Annotated in this window: 20 protein-coding genes; 13 read left to right on the top strand and 7 right to left on the bottom strand. The window is 39.0% G+C overall.

From position 1 onward, the window contains the following. Positions 1–14: 14 nt before the first annotated feature. Positions 15–590 (bottom strand): TetR/AcrR family transcriptional regulator, encoded by a 576-nt coding sequence (locus ND6B_RS00505; protein ID WP_033104386.1) that lies wholly within the window; start codon positions 588–590, stop codon positions 15–17. Positions 591–691: 101 nt separating this feature from the next. Between ND6B_RS00505 and ND6B_RS00510 the strand changes: the two genes are divergently transcribed. Beyond that, positions 692–1168, top strand: a complete 477-nt coding sequence (locus ND6B_RS00510) for an HPP family protein (protein WP_033104385.1) — start codon at positions 692–694, stop codon at positions 1166–1168. A 32-nt stretch (positions 1169–1200) separates the two neighbouring features. On the opposite strand, the gene ND6B_RS00515 is transcribed toward ND6B_RS00510, so the two are convergent. Further along, positions 1201–1563 (bottom strand): hypothetical protein, encoded by a 363-nt coding sequence (locus ND6B_RS00515; protein WP_013465213.1) that lies wholly within the window; start codon positions 1561–1563, stop codon positions 1201–1203. A 150-nt stretch (positions 1564–1713) separates the two neighbouring features. Here ND6B_RS00515 and ND6B_RS00520 point away from each other — a divergent pair, with 150 nt between their 5' ends. Both ND6B_RS00520 and ND6B_RS00525 read left to right on the top strand, forming a co-directional pair. After that, positions 1714–2466, top strand: a complete 753-nt coding sequence (locus ND6B_RS00520; protein ID WP_033104384.1) for a Nif3-like dinuclear metal center hexameric protein — start codon at positions 1714–1716, stop codon at positions 2464–2466. A gap of 342 nt (positions 2467–2808) precedes the next feature. Further along, positions 2809–3384 (top strand): DedA family protein, encoded by a 576-nt coding sequence (locus ND6B_RS00525; RefSeq protein ID WP_033104383.1) that lies wholly within the window; start codon positions 2809–2811, stop codon positions 3382–3384. Positions 3385–3527: 143 nt separating this feature from the next. On the opposite strand, the gene ND6B_RS00530 is transcribed toward ND6B_RS00525, so the two are convergent. The 3 genes from ND6B_RS00530 to ND6B_RS00540 form a co-directional block, all read right to left on the bottom strand. Next, positions 3528–4292 carry a YdcF family protein gene (locus tag ND6B_RS00530; RefSeq protein ID WP_033104382.1) on the bottom strand — a complete coding sequence of 255 codons (765 nt, stop codon included), beginning with the start codon at positions 4290–4292 and terminating at the stop codon, positions 3528–3530. A gap of 54 nt (positions 4293–4346) precedes the next feature. After that, a complete protein-coding gene (locus tag ND6B_RS00535; protein WP_008114241.1) occupies positions 4347–5234 on the bottom strand; it encodes a LysR family transcriptional regulator in 888 nt (295 codons plus the stop codon). A gap of 710 nt (positions 5235–5944) precedes the next feature. Next, the gene (locus ND6B_RS00540) at positions 5945–8314 is read right to left on the bottom strand and encodes a bifunctional diguanylate cyclase/phosphodiesterase (protein WP_016900410.1); all 2370 of its coding nucleotides are present in this window, start codon (positions 8312–8314) and stop codon (positions 5945–5947) included. Positions 8315–8520: 206 nt separating this feature from the next. Between ND6B_RS00540 and pyrC the strand changes: the two genes are divergently transcribed. The 9 genes from pyrC to ND6B_RS00585 all read left to right on the top strand — a co-directional run bounded on the left by pyrC (position 8521) and on the right by ND6B_RS00585 (position 17118). Next, complete coding sequence (pyrC, locus tag ND6B_RS00545) at positions 8521–9561, top strand: dihydroorotase (RefSeq protein WP_033104381.1); 1041 nt, start codon at positions 8521–8523, stop codon at positions 9559–9561. 420 nt (positions 9562–9981) lie between these two features. Further along, positions 9982–10185 (top strand): cold-shock protein, encoded by a 204-nt coding sequence (locus tag ND6B_RS00550; RefSeq protein ID WP_004588138.1) that lies wholly within the window; start codon positions 9982–9984, stop codon positions 10183–10185. Positions 10186–11040: 855 nt separating this feature from the next. Beyond that, positions 11041–11811 carry a DUF3450 domain-containing protein gene (locus ND6B_RS00555; RefSeq protein ID WP_013465204.1) on the top strand — a complete coding sequence of 257 codons (771 nt, stop codon included), beginning with the start codon at positions 11041–11043 and terminating at the stop codon, positions 11809–11811. Between the two features lie 6 nt (positions 11812–11817). After that, positions 11818–13182: a MotA/TolQ/ExbB proton channel family protein gene (locus tag ND6B_RS00560; protein ID WP_013465203.1), complete on the top strand. Its 1365-nt coding sequence runs from the start codon at positions 11818–11820 to the stop codon at positions 13180–13182. Further along, positions 13182–13706 carry a MotA/TolQ/ExbB proton channel family protein gene (locus ND6B_RS00565; protein WP_008109346.1) on the top strand — a complete coding sequence of 175 codons (525 nt, stop codon included), beginning with the start codon at positions 13182–13184 and terminating at the stop codon, positions 13704–13706. The genes ND6B_RS00560 and ND6B_RS00565 overlap by 1 nt, the downstream gene beginning before the upstream one ends. A gap of 14 nt (positions 13707–13720) precedes the next feature. Next, on the top strand, positions 13721–14125 hold the full coding sequence (locus tag ND6B_RS00570; RefSeq protein WP_006792384.1) for an ExbD/TolR family protein: 405 nt from the start codon (positions 13721–13723) through the stop codon (positions 14123–14125). Then, a complete protein-coding gene (locus tag ND6B_RS00575; protein WP_008109338.1) occupies positions 14125–14742 on the top strand; it encodes an energy transducer TonB in 618 nt (205 codons plus the stop codon). Before ND6B_RS00570 ends, ND6B_RS00575 begins: the two co-directional genes overlap by 1 nt. An 11-nt stretch (positions 14743–14753) precedes the next feature. Then, a complete protein-coding gene (locus tag ND6B_RS00580; RefSeq protein WP_033104380.1) occupies positions 14754–16013 on the top strand; it encodes a tetratricopeptide repeat protein in 1260 nt (419 codons plus the stop codon). 61 nt (positions 16014–16074) lie between these two features. Further along, on the top strand, positions 16075–17118 hold the full coding sequence (locus tag ND6B_RS00585; RefSeq protein WP_033104379.1) for a hypothetical protein: 1044 nt from the start codon (positions 16075–16077) through the stop codon (positions 17116–17118). Between the two features lie 14 nt (positions 17119–17132). Here the strand turns inward: ND6B_RS00585 and ND6B_RS00590 are convergent, their stop codons facing one another. Both ND6B_RS00590 and ND6B_RS00595 read right to left on the bottom strand, forming a co-directional pair. After that, entirely contained in the window at positions 17133–17459 is a 327-nt protein-coding gene (locus ND6B_RS00590; protein WP_033104378.1) for a TraR/DksA family transcriptional regulator, read from the bottom strand. Between the two features lie 59 nt (positions 17460–17518). Next, positions 17519–18499 carry a tRNA-dihydrouridine synthase gene (locus tag ND6B_RS00595; protein ID WP_028835056.1) on the bottom strand — a complete coding sequence of 327 codons (981 nt, stop codon included), beginning with the start codon at positions 18497–18499 and terminating at the stop codon, positions 17519–17521. Between the two features lie 188 nt (positions 18500–18687). On the opposite strand from ND6B_RS00595, the gene ND6B_RS00600 reads away from it, so the two are divergent. After that, a partial coding sequence (locus tag ND6B_RS00600; protein WP_033104377.1) for an HvfA family oxazolone/thioamide-modified RiPP metallophore occupies positions 18688–18951 on the top strand: 264 nt, incomplete at its 3' end.

Raw genomic sequence — 18951 nt, 5'->3', positions numbered from 1 at the left:
CTGTATTTACCTATTTAACCAACCGCTACTATCGCTTTTAAAATATTATCACTAGGTGGAGTCACTGTTACATCATGCATCACCCTCGCTCTACATATATAACCTTCCTTTAGAATAAGTAAGTGTTGCGTGGCTTCAATTGCTTTTTCTCTATTGTGAGCAAATTCAGGCGTTTCTAAAAGAGCTGATAGTATGATCTCAAAGTTCGCTTGCTTGTGCTGTTTGCAAAGTTTGGCAATAGGGTCGTTCTCTACAGGGTACTCAGCTGCAGTATTAATAAAAAAACAGCCATTAAAACACCCTAACTCTGAAACCTCATTATTAATCCACTTTTTCAGTCCGGCAAAAATTGCCTGTGCGACTAACATAGCACTTGGTTGTATACATATTTTTTTAAGCCAAGCGTTAAAGCAGATGTCACGTGAGACTAAACAAGCACAAATAAGCGCGTCTTTGCTTTCAAAGTGCTTATATAAGGTTTTTTTTGCAATGCCCGATACAGCTAAAATTTCATTAATACCAACAGCGTGTATACCCTTTTTATAAAAAAGACTCAGTGCCGTACTGATTATTTGTTGTTGTTTATCCATGATATTCCAAATTTGAGCAGTAAAAACACAGCTTGACATAGGTAGACCGACTTGTCTATATTGCAAGTGTAGACAAGTCGGTCTACTTTTGAGGAGGTAATATGCATAGTGATCAAATAAAGTCGGCATTAATCGCAGGTGTTTTTTCTACTTTTGTTTTGGGGTTTTTGGCGTGGCTAAATTATTTGGGTGATTACGGTATTTGGTTAATGGCGCCATTCGGCGCAACAGCTGTACTTGTTTTTGGCGTACCGCAGAGCCCGTTAGCTATGCCAAAAAACGTAATAGGGGGGCATATGCTGACCGCAATGATTGGGGTTGTTTTTAGCTACTATAGTGCTGATAGTGCGATTATGATTGGGCTGGCTGTGGGTATTGCTATAACATTAATGATAATCACAAAAACTATTCACCCTGCTGCCGGCGCAAACCCTATCTTAATTATTGAGTCTGGCCAAAGTTGGGATTTTTTAATAATGCCAGTACTGGCAGGAACTGTATTTATAGTTTTGTCTGGCTTTGTTGCGAGGTGGTTTATTCAATACTTGATGGATAATAAATATAAAAAAACCGCTTAACGCGGTTTCTTTTATACAAAGCACTCAGCTGATCAAACAACACCGCGAGGTAGGCGGCAATCGTGATCTTTGCGAGCAAGCTCAACTATCCAAAGCTCTTCTGCTGTGTAGCCTTCTTCGTTTTGTTTGATCACGGTGAAAGGCGCTTTTTTCTGTGCTTTTACAGGAGCAGCTTTTTTAGTTTTTTTAGCAGGTGCTTTTACTGCAGCTTTTTTTGTAGACTTACCAGAGCTTAATTCTTTAGTCAGCTCTGCTACATCAGCTAGGCGCATGTTCTTGCCGCCATCAATGCTATACCAGCCAGGTTTAGTTGTTATTTCAGGTTTTTTACCGTTGGCAGCTTCATATGCAGCTTCAAAGGCAGATAACACTTCTGTTTTGTCTAGTTTGCTCATCAGAGACCCTATACGTTGTTTACACAGATAAAGAAGAGGTATTTATACCTATTTTAGAACTGTTTTTCAATTTTTTGCGATTTTCCTTTCATTTTTAGCGCATAACCGCCAAAATTTGTACAAAATTCAGTGCAAAGTAAGGTAAGTAGTATGCAACGTAGAGAATTTAATCAATTATTAAACACCCTGTTAAAGCCAGAAACCATTAACGATTTTTGTCCAAACGGGCTTCAGGTAGAAGGTAAAGATGAGATACGCACCATAGTAACGGGTGTAACAGCAAGCCAAGCACTTATTGATGCCGCGATTGAAAATAATGCTGATGCTATTTTGGTACACCATGGCTATTTTTGGAAAGGCGAGTCACAACCTATCACTGGCATGAAAAAACGTCGTGTGGCTGCGCTTTTAGCTAACGACATCAATTTATTTGCCTATCATTTGCCGTTAGATATTCACCCTGAAATGGGTAATAACGCACAGCTGGCGCAATTGCTCGATATTGAAATTGAAGCAGGCCTTGAGCCAACTAACAACAGTGTAGCGATGAAAGGGCGTTTAAAAACGCCGCTAACGGGCAGTGAATTTGCCAAAAAAATAAGCCAAGTGCTTAAGCGCGAGCCACTAACGAGTTTAGTACGTACTGATAAAATTGAAACCATCGCTTTGTGTACAGGTGGCGGGCAAGGGTATATCGACTTAGCAGCCGAGCAAGGTATTGATGCTTACTTAACCGGTGAGGCATCAGAGCAAACCATACACAGCTCACGCGAGCAAAATATCGACTTTTTTGCCGCAGGTCATCACGCCACCGAGCGCTACGGTATTAAAGCGTTGGGTGAATACCTTGCCGATAAACATGGCTTTGATGTGACATTTATTGACATAGGCAATCCTGTGTAAACACCTAGCTTAAAAGTAATTTTATAAATAACCTACTTGTAACGTATTTCGGGTAGGTTATTTAAATCTAGCGTTCTAAATAGCTAATTTAGCAAACTATAATAAGCCAGTATGTTGATTTTTTATATACCCGCATACCCTCTTATCTTTTTGTGAGTTAATTATTTTTGGTTTTATGCATCCCAAAAATTGAATAAACGTAATAGATATAAACCTACGCTTAAAATCATAATTACATCCATTCTTATATTGCAAAAAACACAGATCTTTCACTGTACTTACCTCGTTTAAATTACAATGTTACTTTGCTTGCTACTAAGGTAGTTACTTTAAAGGAATGAAATGGAAGGGGTATTAGCTTTAATTGAGCAGTACGGGTTGTTGGTTTATCTGTTACTTTTTGGTTATTGTGCGTTAAAAAGTGGATGGCTACCTTTGTTCGCAGGCTATGCTGCACATACTGGCGCACTAGATGTTGGTTTTGTTGCTTTGGCTGCTTTTATGGGTGGCTACTTGGGCGATGAATTACGTTTTGCTTTAGCAAGAGCGTATGGCGCGGCATGGCTTGAAAAACCAGGCCGCCTTGGTCGATTATTCAAAACAGCCAGTGAGCTTGCTGAACGCCATGGCACAGCCTACATTTTTTTATATCGTTATCCTAAAGGATTACGCACGATTGGTGCCCTTCCCGTAGGGCTTACAGCAATTAGTTGGCGCCGCTTTAGTGTGTTAAATGGATGTTCTGCACTGCTATGGGTTATTGTTTTAGTCGGTGGCGGCTATATTTTCGGTGCTACTTTTGATGCTTTAGGTGTTGAGAATTTAACAGCACTAAGTCTATTATTTCTTTGCGTATTTTTAGTAACACTGTATCGGCTTTGGAATAAAACAGCTGAGGTTAAAGCTCACCAAGAATAACAAAACAGCCAACGCTATTTTTTAGTTTAAGATGTTATTTTAGCCAAACAAACGAATATTCAGTTTTTATTTTTTAATAACCCCCTGTGTAAAACGCAAATAATTGCGGTTTTTTAGGGGGGACGTAATAAGCGTTAACTTAATTAAAGTGCTTCAGGGTTAATTGTACGGCGTACATTTATCCACGCATTGCCAATAACTTCATGAGCATACTGGGTAACTACTAGTAATGCTTTTGCATTGGGTATGAGTTGTTTATACCAAGGGAAAGCGGCAAAGTTGTGATAGTCGGTTGCGGCAGGGATAACGTTAATGCCTTGCGCATTAAATAAATTCTTTGCTCTGGGCATATGGCTTACTGAGGTGACTAAAGCGACCTTGTAATCAACAAGTTTCGAGGCTAAAAGTTTTGCCTCTTGGGCGGTATCCATCGCGTTTGGATTTTGCACAATACGATTTTTATTAATACCTAAGCTAATCGCGGTTTTATACATTAACGCACTGTTGGTGACTTTTTCATACCCCCCACCTGAAACAATCAGCTGCGCATGAGGATAAATGTTAGCAAGTCTCATTCCTTCCACCAAACGGGTTAACGCACAATTACCTAACTGACTGTTAGCACTCAATGCAGGGTTGGGGTTTATGTCACAGCCAAGCACCACAATTTTATCTATATTGGGGTGTTTAAGATAATTAAATGCTAATGAGGTTGGTTGGCTATTTTTAATCAGTAAGTTGGCCACCAAAGGGGTGCTGGCAATAAGCAGGGTTGCTAGGCTCATTAAAGATATAGCGATTGCGACTTTTCGTTGTTTGAGCGCAAAAATAAGTAATATTAGGCTTACTAAGCCCAACAAAGGTAACGGCATGAGCAAGCCGCCCAGTATTTTTTTTAGTTCAAACATAGTGAGCAACATGATTAAGTATATTTATTAGCATGTTACTCATAAGTTTAAGATTTATCGACCGTTATTTAATTTACAGGTGTTTAAAAAGTGACGATAAACTGGATTGTCTTTCATGTCTTTTTTCATCGCTAAGTACATTGGACGCGTTAAACCAAGCGCGCCCAGTGGAATTGACTTAATTAACCCTTGGCTTTCGTAAGGGGTTACTAACCAATCGGGTAAGGCGGCCACACCCATACCTGCACTGACTAATTGAAATATAAGTAAACCTTGATCAACCGTTTTTAGCGTGCCGTCAAAACGCGCATTTTGGATGAAATGCTTAAATATATCTTGGCGCTCACGCGGAATAGGGTAAGAAATAATAGTTTCGCTTTTCAAATCAAGCGCAGTTACATAGGCTTTTTTCGCTAAGTCGTGATCTGGTGCCACAATCAGTTTCAGCTTAAAGTCAAACAAATGGGCATATTCAAGTTTGTCAGGGTCGCGAATATCTGATGTAAGCACGAGATCTAATTCATCATTTAATAAGTCTGGGATAGCGTCGTAACTAAAGCCACGCTCGTAATCAATTTTTATATCAGGCCAAAAGTTATTAAATTCTTTAATAGTAGGCAATAACCAATGAAAACAGGCATGACATTCAACGCTTAAACGCAGCTGCGAAATAGGCTGGTTTAGACTTTCTTTGAGTCGGCACTTGGTGGCTTCTAATTTAGGTAATATTTCGTGTGCTAATTCAAGTAATAACATACCTTGAGGTGTAAATCGGACTGGTTGAGTTTTACGCTCAAACAACTGGCAGTCTAATTTGTTTTCTAAATCTTTGATTTGATGTGATAAAGCTGACTGAGTTAAAAATAGTTCGCGGGCTGTATTGACGAGAGAACCCGTTTCTTTAAGGGTAGCAATTGTTTTTAAGTGTTTAATGTCAATCATCTTTAATAAATCTCATGGATATGGTGAGTATAGCTCAGATTCATTACATACTACGCCTTTACAAAAACCGTTTCAACGTCTGGATGGCTATAAAATTGCACTTTAGTGTGTTTTTTACTGCGAACATTAAGTTTTTTAACTTTGCTGAGTCAAATAGTGTTTAGTTTTTTATTTATTGTTGAATTTGTCTCATGTTTGTTTGAGTTTTTATTAATGATTATTGTTCTGGTAACAGATAACTTTATTGTCATGTAACTCTCTAAAATAAGTAGGTTATAGCGCGACATTAATATTTAGATGTTTCATAGCGAGGTTAAAATGCGAATTAAAATTTACGGCGAAGGGTTTGGCAGGCAAAAGCTCAGTAAACGCAACTGAGGTTTAAAGGATACACGATTGAAAAAAGCAGCGAATGCAAGGATTGAATGATTAGGGGCTACTCATTGGCATACATTAATACCAATTCGTATACGCCTTTAAATAATGTAATGTATTAAAGCATTCGCTAACGGGGTTAAAGATTTTTATTAAGAACAATGTGGCACAAACTAATTATAAGGTTTTCTACTGGTTAAATAGACCCTTACTTAAGTAAGCAGTTATAAGGCAGATTGTAAAAAGCTGTAAAGTGACGTTGCATGAGTTAGTGTTGGCAAAAGCGTAAAAGTAATTACTGTGATTTTTAAAAGCCAGCAAACCTGGCTTATTAATTAAAGAGGGCTATGTATTAGTAAAATAGCTTCTTTTGCTGTAACAGGTTTAGACTTTAAAAAGCCTTGGCCATAATCACATTGGGTTTTTTGCAAAATAGCGAGTTGTTCAGGGCTTTCTATCCCTTCTGCTATAACAATAAGATCTAATGAAATGGCTAAGGTTAAAATAGCATCAATCAATGGATTGGCCGTGGTTTTTAAATTATCGATAAAGCTTTTATCAATTTTAAGGACATGAATAGGCAGTTGATGCAAGTAACCAAGGGCAGAGTAACCGGTGCCAAAGTCATCTAAACAGAGCAATACTTTTAAAGGCGATAATCCTTGAATAATTTGTGTTGCTAACTCTAAATTTTCAATCAATCCCGATTCGGTTATTTCTAGACATAATGAGCCTAAAGGTAGTTGATGTTTTTTGTAGATTGCGTGAAGCTGATCTACAAACTCTAAACTTGCGAAGTGGCGAGATGAAACATTAACCGTAACGCGTAAAAAACGATGCCCTTGTTGTTGCCATAAAGCGATATGCTGTGCTGCAAGGTCGAGCAAATGCAAATCTAAATTGATAATCTGCCCCGTTTTTTCTGCAATGGGGATAAAGTCACCTGGCGATACAAACCCTTTTCGTGGGTGATGCCAACGTACTAAAGCTTCAAACCCCATAACGTCACTGCTAGTAATGTTAAAAATAGGCTGAAAATACAGTTCAAACTCATCATGCTCAATACCGTGTTGTAAATCATTTTCAAGGTCGGCATGTGTTTTTAACTTGTTACGCATGACATTATTAAAAAACTTAACTTGGCCACGCCCTGATGATTTTGCTTCGTACATAGCCGCGTCTGATTGCTGTAATAAAACAAATGCTTCATCGTTTACATTATCACTAAATGCAACGCCAATACTGGTAGAGGGTTGCAGTAAATGGCCATCAATATCAATGGGATCTGACAGGGCGGTTTTTATTCGAGCGAGGGCATCGTTTACTTGGTCACGATGACTGAGATTTTCCATAAAAATAGCAAACTCATCGCCACCTAAGCGAGAAAAGGTATCAGTATTGCGAACGGTTTGAGTAATCAATTTACAAATAGCAATTAAAAAATGGTCACCTACTTCATGGCCTAACGAATCATTAATACTTTTGAAGCGATCAAAATCAAGGTAGAGCAGAGCATGAAAAGTACCTTTTTTAGCGCGATTCAAGCGTAAAATTGCATGCTTCATTCTTTCTATTAGTAACGAACGATTGGCAAGCCCTGTTAGTTCATCATGCAGTGCTTTGTGCTCGAGTTCTTGGCGAGCTAAATGCCTGTCTATAACCATACTTATTTGTCGGCTCACATACGTCAACAGCGAGCTATCATGTTCGTTGTAGTAATGTTGCTTGTCATAGCTTTGTACGACAATAACGCCACTCATGCGCTCATTAACTTTATATGGCACACCAAGCCAAGAGTCTGCTAGTTCACCGACCAATTTAAAGTGGCCTTGCTCTATATAGTGTCGGTATTGCTCTTTATTAAGCAGTAAAGGGCGCTCGTTAATTAATAAATAGTAAGAGGCTGTTTCTTTTAACTGATCTTTTGAAATAATTTTATGCGTGTTTGTTTGTACACCGCCTTCAACGGTATAGACAAAATCTAGAACATCTTCTTTTTTATCATACAAAGCAATAAAAAAGTTACTTGCATTAAGAAGGCTATCAATAATCACATGCAGCGATTTAAAAAAGGTATCTAAATTTTGTGCTTTATAGGTTAAGTTAGCTATTTGCAGTAGGCTACTTTCTAATTTTTGCGCATTATTAAGCTGCCGAACGGTATCTTGCAAGCTGTTGACGGTATTCACTTGATTTATTTTTGCGCTTAGTAAGTGGGCAACGGTAGTTAAAATTTCTAAATGTGAACTGGTAAAGTAATTTTTTATTGGGTGTTCACAGTCAATTACGCCGAGTACTTTATCTTTATATATTAAAGGCACACACAGCTCTGATTGCGCAGGGCGCTCATCAGCAATGTAGCGGCTGTCTTTAGTTACATCGCCTATTATTAAAGCTTGCCCAGTTGATGCAGCATAGCCCGTTATCCCCTCATTAAAGCGGATTAACTTTCGTTCTGACTGATAACTAGTGTGTTCGCTTTCAATACCCATAGACGCCACTTGATTTAGCGTAGATTGGCTGTCATCGGCTAAATAAATCACGCAGTCGACAAATCCAAGTCGATTAACAACTTGTGTGGTGACATAACTAAAGAGCGCTTCTAACGTATTCAGTTGCAATAAACTTGAGGAGAACTGATTGATTATACTCAATTGATCCGTTTTAGTTTCGAGCGCTTTAGTAGTATCGATAGTGTTCGACATAGGCAACGAAGGTAGGCCTTATAATTATTATTAAAGGTACATACGTTAACCTAATATTAACCTTTCTACAAAATAAAACGATAAATGAGAAGCGTGAAGTGTAAAGTTTACTTTATATATAGTATCTAAGGATTATTTTTAATAAGGTCTTTACTCGAAAACCCCATATGCCTATGATCAGTTAACTTAAGCATTAGGATTTTACGATGACGAGCAAAATGACAACTCTAACGATTACTAGGCCCGATGATTGGCATGTACATTTACGCGACGGGGATCAGCTAAAAGATACAGTACGTGATATCAGTCGTTATATGGGCCGCGCGATCATTATGCCAAACCTAGTACCGCCAGCCACGTGTACTGAAACCGCATTATCGTACCGAGAGCGCATTATGGCAGCGAAACCTCAAGGGCAGTTTGAGCCACTAATGGTACTTTATCTTACTGATAAAACGACACCAGAAGAGATAAAAAAGGCAAAAGCAACGGGTAAAATATTTGCAGCTAAATTGTACCCAGCGGGTGCAACCACAAATTCAGATTCTGGCGTAACATCGGTTAAAAATATTTATCCGGTGTTAAAAGCAATGCAAGAAGTTGGCATGCTGTTACTCGTCCACGGTGAAGTAACCGACTCGTCTATTGATATATTTGATCGTGAAAAAGTGTTTTTAGAGACTATTTTAGGGGATGTTGTCGCTGACTTCCCTGAGCTTAAAATTGTTCTTGAACACATAACAACGAAAGATGCGGTAGAATTTGTAGAAAGTGCCTCTGATAACGTAGCAGCTACAATTACTGCGCATCATTTGCTATACAACCGTAACCATATGTTAGCAGGGGGCATTCGCCCACATTACTATTGTTTACCTATATTAAAGCGAAACATTCATCAGCAAGCACTTATGGCGGCAGCAACGAGTGGCAATAAAAAATTCTTTTTAGGCACTGATTCAGCGCCACATTATAAAGATAAAAAAGAAGCTGCATGCGGTTGTGCAGGTGCTTACACTGCACATGCTGCTATTGAACTTTATGCAGAAGCTTTTGAAGAGGCTGGTGCGCTTGATAAGTTAGAGGGCTTTGCAAGCCATTTTGGTCCAGATTTTTATGGCTTAGCGCGTAACACCGACACTATTACCTTAGAAAAATCGCCTTGGACAGTGCCGGCAAGCTACTCGCTAGGTGACTCTGTAGTAGTACCAATCAAAGCCGAGAGCGTTATCGACTGGCAAGTTAAATAGTTAATATTTAAACACTAAACTTTAAACCACCTTAAATTCAAGGTGGTTTTTTATTTTAAGTGGCTAAAAAACATACTGATAAAAACTATTTTAAAGCAATTGTAATCTGTTTATAAAAAATACAATTTTTTGCTTGTTATTTTCTATAAAAATTAAAAGGTTACACCGTTGTTAGTAAAACAATGAAACTTCAAAAATAAATCCTAATTAATAGAGCTAAAAAAATTTTAATGTGTTAATCTTAATTGGCTTTGAGTTTTTGCGTATTGAATTACGGTATTGTGCTGCGTTTAAGGTTACCGGTTTGGTTATTACTTCTTCCTGTACTATCACCTCCAGTTTTTTGGGCATTGACTCAGGGAGGATATTGCCATAATTATATGGCTGAATTTTAATTATTGACTTACAGGAAAATTTAGTATGTCGGTTACTGGTAAAGTAAAATTTTTCAACGAAGCTAAAGGCTTTGGTTTCATTGAACAAGAAAATGGTCCTGACGTGTTTGTACATTTCAGCGCAATCACTGGTTCTGGTTTTCGCACTCTTAGCGAAGGTCAAGCAGTGACTTTCAGCATCAAGCAAGGTCAAAAAGGCCCTGAAGCTGAGAACGTAGAAGTAGCATAATTTATTATGTGAACCTAAGTTCATCGTGGTGAAACACTAACCTGTTTCACCATAATTCTTAAATAATTTTCAACTCTATTTTTAATCTCTCTGTATTGCCTTTCATTTCTGATATCCGTTATTCATATTTTTAACTCCGATATACCAAATTAAACGTAAACCTTTATGCGCTAGTCCGTTGTTGGCCAATGATCGCCTTGCGATTTAAATTTAGTCTACTGCTTGATGTGAGTTTAATTATATTGAGTTCATAAAAGTGCGTAAGATTGATATTTCTCCATGGAGAAATATAAAAAATCGGCAGGATATTAATGATCAGTAGAAACAAAAAACACAGGTGTTAATAAAAATGATTCTTTGTAATCTATTTCCCCTCCTTTGTATTGCTTTTTAGATAATCGGCACGTCCTTATTACTATGCGACGAATGCGCGAATAATAACGATTAGCTGTATTTTTAGCTTAAAAAGTCTCAAAAACCACTAAAAAAGAATATTCGGGACAGAAAATAAGCTTATTTTTAATTTTTTTTCAGCCACGATTAAGTTAATTTTAAATGTTATATTTTTGTTTACTTTAACTAGGTGGTTTATCAGTATTCTTACTATATCTGGCTTTGCTGAAATTGCATTTGTCACGTTAGTTACGATAATGTTAATTTTTTTGTGTGAGCCCTTTAAATATCTTACAAACAAGCTGATTTATTTATAGGTTATGCGAAACATGAAGTTGACATGACTTAATGCATTTAGCATTATTGGTAAGTTGATATCTATTAAAAGATATCAGGGTTGTCTTCCCCTTGCGGGTTGATAATTAAATTATAAAAGTAACATTACTTAATTGGTTGGGAACTATGTCTGTTAAAATCAGAAAGAGTCTTGTAGCAACTGCGTTGGTTGGCGCTTTTGCATTTGCAAGCAGCAATGTGATTGCAGATCCTTTGAATGACGTGCAAAAAGCAGGTCAAACAATTCAAAAGGCTGCGGTTAAGTCTCAAACTAAAATTGACAATGTATATGGTCAAACTCAGGAGCTAATCGCTGAGTACCGTAGCATCGTTGATGAGACTGAACTTATGAAAGTGTACAACGATCACGTAGCACGTTTGGTCGCTGACCAAAATGCGTCTATCGCATCGTTCGATCGTCAAATCGCGACTATCGATAACACTAAACAAAACGTTGTGCCTTTGATGTATCGCATGATCGATACGCTTGAGCAATTCATCAAAGCGGACGTTCCATTTAACCTTGAAACTCGTCTTGGACGTGTTGAAAGATTACGTGAGATCATGGCATCTGCATCTGTAACAACGTCTGAGAAGTTCCGTCAGGTACTTGAAGCGTACACTGTTGAAACAGCATACAGTTCAGCTGTAACTGCTTCTCAAGGTACTTTAGATGTTGATGGTCGTAGCATTAACGTTGATATCGGTCGTTTAGGTCGTATCACTTATGTAGCGCAATCATTCGATCTAAAACACGCTTGGGTGTGGGATAACAACACTAAACAGTGGAAAGAATTAGGTGAAGAATACCTAAAACCTGTTAAAGAAGTGATCCGTATGGCGCGTAAGCAAGCCACACTAGAACTTGTTAAACTACCAATTTTTGGCGCGGAGTAATCAATAATGAAGAAACTATTTAAAGGTTTTGCTGTTGCAGCAGTACTGTCTGTTTCTGCCGGTACCGCGCTTAATGCACATGCAAATACTGATGCTTTAGATAAAATTCTTGAGCAAGTAAAGCAAGAGCGTATTTCTGAAGGGAAAATCAATAAGCAACGTGAACAAGAGTTCTTATCAGATCGTGCTGATAAGCAAGCGTTACTTAACAAAGCGAAAAGCCAATTAGCTGCTGAAAAAGCACGTGGTGATCGTCTTAGCAAAGAATATGCACAAAACGAAAATACTTTAGCGGAAAAAGAGCAAGCTCTTCAAAACGCGCAAGGTACGTTAGGTGAAATGTTTGGTGTTGTTCGTCGTGCAGCAGCTGACGCGATTGGTTCAATTGAAGCATCTTTAGTAAGTGCTGAAAAACCAGGACGTGCTGAAGTACTTCGTTCATTAGCTGCGGCTAAAGAACTTCCAACAGTTCGTGAGTTAGAAGAACTTTGGATTTCACTTCAAACAGAAATGACTGAGTCAGCTAAAGTTTCAACGTTTGAAACTGAAGTTGCAGGTCTTGACGGTAACCCGTCAATGAAAAAAGTAACACGTATCGGTAACTTCAACTTAGTTACAGACGATGGCTACTTAATCTACTCACCAGAGACTAAGTCTATACAGCCTCTAGGTAAGCAACCTGACAGCTATATCTTAAAAGGTATTTCTGATCTAGAAGGTACTTCAGCTGATAATTACGCTGGCGTATACGTGGATCCTACACGTGGTGCAATCTTACGTATCAACACGCAGAAGAAGTCTCTTATGGAGTACTACGAGCAAGGTGCTGAAGTTGGTTACATCATCACCGTATTGCTTGCTGTAGGTCTTTTAATCTTCTTAGTACGTTTCGTTGATTTAGCGCTTACTACTTCTAAGATCAAAGCTCAGCTTAAGAACTTGTCTACACCGAATACAAACAACCCATTGGGTCGTATTCTTAAAGTGTACTCTGACAACAAAAATCAAGATGTTGAAAACCTTGAGCTTAAACTTGATGAAGCGATTCTACGTGAAACGCCACGCATCGAAGCGGGTATTAACATCATCAAGATCCTTGCTGCTATCGCACCATTACTAGGTCTACTAGGTACGGTAATCGGTATGATCCTAACGTTCCAAACAATCACATTGTTCGGTACGGGCGATCCGAAGATCATGGCTGGTAACATCTCTCTAGCACTTGTAACTACAGCGCTAGGTCTAATTGCAGCACTACCACTTATCCTACTTCATTCAATTGTTGCAGGTCGTAGTAAGTCGGTACTACATATCCTTGATGAGCAAAGCGCGGGTATCATCGCGACTCACGCGGAGAAGGAGAAAGCCTAATGCTAGTCCTGATGGAGATCTGGGAATCTATCAGGGATTTTGTTGGCACAGGCGGCCAGGTTTTATACGTGGTCGCGATAGCACTCTTTCTTATGTGGGTTTTAATGATTGAGCGCTATTGGTTCTTACTTGCTGAGTTTCCTCGTTTAACGAAGGAAATTGTAGCTAAGTGGGATGCCCGCCAAGACACTACGTCTTGGTACGCACACAGAATCCGTGAAGCATGGATTTCTGAAGCGTCTGAAAAATTAGATCAGCGTATGTTGTTGATTAAAACATTAGTAGCTATATGTCCTTTAATAGGCTTACTTGGTACTGTTACGGGTATGATCGCGGTTTTTGAAACCATGGCAACCCAAGGTACAGGTAATGCACGTTTAATGGCATCAGGCATATCAATGGCAACAATCCCAACAATGGCTGGAATGGTTGCGGCACTATCTGGGGTATTCTTTAGCTCACGCCTTGAGGCAAGAGCGAGAATGGTGAAAGCCAAGCTTGTAGATAGTATGCCTCATCACTAGAGAGAGAATTAAATATGGCACGTAAACAACGTTTTCGTGAAGAAGAAGAAGCAGCGGTAGATATGACGCCAATGCTTGACATCGTATTTATCATGCTTATTTTCTTTATCGTAACTACATCGTTCGTTAAAGAGGCTGGTATCGAGGTCAATAAACCAAAAGCTGCCCAAGCTACGAAGCAAAAAAATGCTAACATTTTTATTGCAATTCGCAGTGACGGTGCAATCTGGATTGATAAACAGCAAGTTGATGTTGAACGTGTTTCAGCAAAAATCGAAAGTTTATTAGCAGAACAACCTACTGATGTTGTAATTTTGCAAGCTGATAAAGAAGCAAAACACGGCACAGTGGTTAAAGTGATGGACCAGATTAAAGCGACGGGTGATAACCTGAGAATTTCAATAGCTGGAGATCAGTAATGATTCGTTTTCTGTTTTCACTGATTGCAGGTGGGGCAGTTACTTTCGGCTTGTTCTACTTCATGGCATACCTCATCTCTGGTGGGGCTGACCGTAATACGGAACAAAAAGAGCAGATCATAGTCGAAATTATGACGAATCCGCCTGAATCTAAGGTGCAGGAGAGGAAGCGTGTACCGCCTCCGCCTCCGCCACCGCCAAAGCAGCCGCCTAAACCGCAGCCGCCACAGCCGGAAAATAGCAACCCAAATACTGGTGGCTTGTCATTTAATATGCCAAGTATCGATGTGGGAAGCACGGCCGGTGGACTAAGTGGTCCAGGTGCATTTGGACGAGATGGTGATGCGACACCTATCGTTCGTATTGAACCAAAATATCCAACACAAGCAGCACGTGATGGTAAAGAAGGTTGGGTTCAACTTTCATTCACAATTGATGAGTTAGGTGGCGTGATTGACGTTGATGTTATAGACGCAGATCCAAAACGTATCTTTGACCGTGAAGCTAAACGTGCATTGCGTAAGTGGAAATACCGTCCTAAGATCATTGACGGGAAACCACAAAAGCAAGTTGGTTTACAAGTTCAACTAGACTTTAAACTTAACCAAGGCAACTAAGGAGGCGAGTAATGAGAAATTTTTCTAAAGTAACTGCACTTGCAATTCTTATGTCTGTGTCAGGTGCATCATTAACTGCACCTGTTTTAGCGGCGCCAGATAACGCGAAAATTGAAGAGCGTAAGAAAGCAAAAACTAAAATCATGGGCGAACGTACTGGTAAAAAAGTAATTAAAGCGTTTGAATTGTATAACGAAGATGATGTTGATGGTGCAATAGCGTTATTGAAAGAGTTAGATCCGTCTAATGACTTTGATAAAGCAACAGTTAATCGTTACTTAGGCAGCATGTACGCTCAAAAAGAGCAATACAAAGTTGCAATTAAGTATATGAAAGCAGCGATTGCACCTGATGTATTGAACTTTGCTGATCAGGCTCAAGGTTTAAAAACCTTGGGCGATATGTATGCGGGTACTGAACAATACAGTGCTGCCAAGCAAGCATATTCTGATTGGATGGACTTCACAGGTGAAGAGGACCCGAAAGTTTACACTCGTATTGCGCAAGCAAGCTATGAGCTTAAACAATTTGATCAGGTTCTTGAACCGGCAAACAAAGCAATTAAGTTATCTAAAGAGCCAAATAAAGCTCCTTATCAACTTAAATTAGCTGCCTATTTTGAGAAAAAGCAATATCAAGATATGGTTAAAGTTGCAGAAGAAATTGTTCGTGTATGGCCTGAAGACAAAAAGTCTTGGGTAGGTTTAGGTAAGTATTATTTACAAACCGAAGACTACCAAAAAGGTCTAGCAACTATGGAAGTTGCATACAAGAATGGTTACTTCGAAAACGAAGTTGAATACAAAGTACTGGCTAACTTTTATTCTTTAAACGAAATTCCTTATAAAGCAGCAGTAACGCTTGAAAAGGCTGTTAAAGAAGAGAAAGTAAAACGCACTAAGCAAAATATTAGCGCGATTGCTAGTAACTACCATCGTTCGAAAGATATAGAGAAAGCTGCTAAGTATTACGAAGAAGCTGCTAAATTTGATGACGACGCTGAGCTCTACCGCAAAGCAGGTTCATTACTTTTACAATCTGAAAAATTCAGCGCTGCTGTTGTTCGTTTGAACAAAGCATTAGAGCTTGGCTCTGATAAAAAAGGCACTATTTATTCAGATTTAGCTGAAGCGTTTTACTACCAAGGTAAGTATAAGCAAGCTTATGCTGCTATTACTAAAGCCATGGACGACCCAAGCACACGTAGGTTTGCTAAAGGTTGGGCTACATATATTAAAGATAAAGCCGCTCGCAACGGTGTTAAAATTTAGTATTTAATGTACTCTAGTATTTTTAAAAAGCCCCATTGGGGCTTTTTTTATTGGAATTGACATGAAAAAAACGCCTATTATTTCACTGCTATTTTGTTTGCTGTTAACGTCTTGCTCTAAGCCTACAGATATATTTTCATCTTATGAAGAAGCGCAAAGCGCGTTAATATCACTTAATACGGCTTTAAGTGCGCAGCCGAATTCACAGGTTACACAGCTCAGTAATGAGCAGCTCCCTTTTACAGATGATTATTTAGAGCGTCGCCACGCTATTTATCAGCAGCTAATGCAAATGCAGTTATCAGCAGAGCAAACCAATCAGGTTAATTATTTAGTTATTGCTGAGCGATTCCCAGAGCGCTATTTTGCATGGCCTGCACAAACAAATGTTTTGGCTAATATGCTCACTATGGCGAAAAATGATGCCCAGTATAAAAATATTGAGCAATGGTTAAGATTTGTAAAATCTCAGCTAGAAGCTGCCGAGCAAAGTAATTTAAAGCTAAATAAAGTTGAACATAGTTATTTAAAAAAGTACGTGCAACAAGCCATAAATCGCACTAACACACCGGTTGAACTTAATGCAGCGTTGAGTGAGTTAAACAATTATTTGGCGCACTATAAGCCAAGAGGCAGCATTGGTTTATCAGGCCTTGCTAATGGCAGTCAGTGGTATCAAAGTAAATTGAATTATTTTGCAAATGCTGTGCTCTCACCGCTTGAGTGGCTAAGTCGTATTGATAGCAAATTCAAATCAATGCAGAGTCAAAAACAGCAAACAACGGTAGAAGCCTCAAATGCCTCACAGCTTACCACATTACTTTTAACTGATTCGAAAATAGCGGGTTTAGACTGGTTAACGGGTTATACGCTATTACCTCTGAGGGCTAACGCTTCACAATTAGAACCAGCCGATGAACTGCTCTATATGGCTATGATGGAGACTGATCTAGGGGTGCATTATCACGCTTGGACATTGTCACAAGCACGCTTAAATTTACTTAAACGACTAAACATAAGTGAAGAGGAAGCGACTTTATTAGTTGAAGATATTCTTTTTTATCCAGGGCAAGCGTTTAGTTTTGCTCCACAACTACTTAATTAAACTTTAGTGCGCTATTAACTAGCGCACTGATCACATCGCTGCGCTGCAGGGTCTTGCTCTAAGCGCTGCGCTGATATTTTTTCCTCACAGTCACAACAGTAACCATACTGGCCAATGTCAATTTGGCTTATTGCCGCTTCAAGCTTATTCATACGCTCAATCAAGGGATTATACTCGGTGCCTAATTGCTGAGCTGCTATATCAAGCCACTCTTCATTTGAGGTACGGGTTAGTATACAAAGCAAATTGTGATGTGTAGGGTGTGTAGATTGTGATAGCAAGCCTAATATAGTCGCTTTAACACTTTCAATTTCATCGTTTAGTCGTTGCTGATGATGCATTAGCAGTATAACCCTTAAATTAGTCCTCAGTGATACTGCTATTATCTAGTTAGATTATCTTAGATGTTATGATTTGTATCAAATTGTGGCGCTTTCGCATATTTTTTTAATACCTCTGCCACTTCATCTTTGGCTTTTAAACGACGTATTTCGTCAAATAATAGTCCTGCTTGTGGGTACTGACGTTTTAAATAACCAAGCCATTGTTTTGTGCGTGAGGCAAAGTACTTGGTATCTTTACTGGCGGTTTGGTGCATGGATGAGTAAATAATATGGTGTAAAATATTTTCCCACGTTAACTCACTATAATCTTCATTATTAATATGAGCTTTAATTTTACGAGCTAAATCAGGATGTGAAAGGGCGCCACGGCCAATCATTAAGTCAGTGCAACCGCTGCGCTTTTGGCATAAAAGGGCATCTTCTACCTGCCAAATCTCCCCATTGGCGACCACCGCAATTTGTTTATCTTTAACTAAAGGAGGGATTTTTTCCCAATAGGCAGGCGGGTTATAGCCATCGCGTTTAGTTCGCGCATGAATGGCGATACTGCTCGCACCTGCACTGACAACGGCATCGACAATCTCTTGGCTATTACTATCATCATCAAAACCTAAGCGAATTTTTGCACTTACCTCGTGTTCAGCGTCTACGGCATCCCTTACAGTTTTAATTATTGAATACATATGTTCAGGGTCTTTGAGTAAAACAGCGCCCCCTTTGCTTTTATTCACCGTTTTTGCCGGGCAGCCAAAGTTTAAGTCAACACCATGGGAGCCTAAGCCAACTGCTTTTACTGCATTTTCAGCTAGGACGTCAGCCACTTGGCCCAATAACTGAATTCGAACTGGCGTGCCACATCGAGTTAGCCCTGCATTTTTTAGTTCAGGGCAATAGCGGTGAAATACTTTATCAGGCAAGCAAGTATCTACAACGCGGATAAATTCAGTCACACAAAGATCAAAGCCACCTATGTCGGTGAGTAGTTGGCGCATTTTAAAGTCAACGACACCTTCCATAGGTGCTAAAACAAGTTTCATAGTGTGATTAATTTATTACTGAAAAAGAGCGCCAGTTTACCTGTAAATCATAAATTGATAAAACGCTTATTAGGGTTCATAGTTAGTTTACTAAGTTATTTTTGAAAAAATAGATAATGTGAAAGTTTTTAGTTTTATGCAGGTCTACTTGTATAATGATGTTCAACAAGTTTAGAAGGTAATAAAAAATGAATACAATAAAGAAAAATTCAATTGCATTAACACTCGGCGCAGTGGTTGTTGGTAGTGCAAGTATGGCCAGTGCAGATGTACAAGCTAACCCATTTGAATTTCAGCAAATGGTTGCTGGTTACCAGTTAGACGCAGGTGAAGGCAAGTGCGGCGAAGGTAAATGCGGTGAAGCTAAAACCAAAAAAGAAGGAAAGTGCGGCGAAGGTAAATGCGGCGAAGCGAAGGCCAAAAAAGAAGGTAAGTGCGGCGAAGGTAAATGC

It is taken from the genome of Pseudoalteromonas sp. ND6B (assembly GCF_000764215.1).
Taxonomy (GTDB): Bacteria; Pseudomonadota; Gammaproteobacteria; order Enterobacterales; family Alteromonadaceae; genus Pseudoalteromonas; species Pseudoalteromonas tetraodonis.
Note: the sequence above shows the minus strand (reverse complement) of the source record. Positions and strands in the feature narration are given on the sequence as shown.

Bases quoted from the DNA above. Each gene is read 5' to 3' on its own strand.
- ND6B_RS00505 (WP_033104386.1), bottom strand. From the start codon at position 590: ATGGATAAACAACAACAAATAATCAGTACGGCACTGAGTCTTTTTTAT.
- ND6B_RS00510 (WP_033104385.1), top strand. From the start codon at position 692: ATGCATAGTGATCAAATAAAGTCGGCATTAATCGCAGGTGTTTTTTCT.
- ND6B_RS00515 (WP_013465213.1), bottom strand. From the start codon at position 1,563: ATGAGCAAACTAGACAAAACAGAAGTGTTATCTGCCTTTGAAGCTGCA.
- ND6B_RS00520 (WP_033104384.1), top strand. From the start codon at position 1,714: ATGCAACGTAGAGAATTTAATCAATTATTAAACACCCTGTTAAAGCCA.
- ND6B_RS00525 (WP_033104383.1), top strand. From the start codon at position 2,809: ATGGAAGGGGTATTAGCTTTAATTGAGCAGTACGGGTTGTTGGTTTAT.
- ND6B_RS00530 (WP_033104382.1), bottom strand. From the start codon at position 4,292: ATGTTTGAACTAAAAAAAATACTGGGCGGCTTGCTCATGCCGTTACCT.
- ND6B_RS00535 (WP_008114241.1), bottom strand. From the start codon at position 5,234: ATGATTGACATTAAACACTTAAAAACAATTGCTACCCTTAAAGAAACG.
- ND6B_RS00540 (WP_016900410.1), bottom strand. From the start codon at position 8,314: ATGTCGAACACTATCGATACTACTAAAGCGCTCGAAACTAAAACGGAT.
- pyrC (WP_033104381.1), top strand. From the start codon at position 8,521: ATGACGAGCAAAATGACAACTCTAACGATTACTAGGCCCGATGATTGG.
- ND6B_RS00550 (WP_004588138.1), top strand. From the start codon at position 9,982: ATGTCGGTTACTGGTAAAGTAAAATTTTTCAACGAAGCTAAAGGCTTT.
- ND6B_RS00555 (WP_013465204.1), top strand. From the start codon at position 11,041: ATGTCTGTTAAAATCAGAAAGAGTCTTGTAGCAACTGCGTTGGTTGGC.
- ND6B_RS00560 (WP_013465203.1), top strand. From the start codon at position 11,818: ATGAAGAAACTATTTAAAGGTTTTGCTGTTGCAGCAGTACTGTCTGTT.
- ND6B_RS00565 (WP_008109346.1), top strand. From the start codon at position 13,182: ATGCTAGTCCTGATGGAGATCTGGGAATCTATCAGGGATTTTGTTGGC.
- ND6B_RS00570 (WP_006792384.1), top strand. From the start codon at position 13,721: ATGGCACGTAAACAACGTTTTCGTGAAGAAGAAGAAGCAGCGGTAGAT.
- ND6B_RS00575 (WP_008109338.1), top strand. From the start codon at position 14,125: ATGATTCGTTTTCTGTTTTCACTGATTGCAGGTGGGGCAGTTACTTTC.
- ND6B_RS00580 (WP_033104380.1), top strand. From the start codon at position 14,754: ATGAGAAATTTTTCTAAAGTAACTGCACTTGCAATTCTTATGTCTGTG.
- ND6B_RS00585 (WP_033104379.1), top strand. From the start codon at position 16,075: ATGAAAAAAACGCCTATTATTTCACTGCTATTTTGTTTGCTGTTAACG.
- ND6B_RS00590 (WP_033104378.1), bottom strand. From the start codon at position 17,459: ATGCATCATCAGCAACGACTAAACGATGAAATTGAAAGTGTTAAAGCG.
- ND6B_RS00595 (WP_028835056.1), bottom strand. From the start codon at position 18,499: ATGAAACTTGTTTTAGCACCTATGGAAGGTGTCGTTGACTTTAAAATG.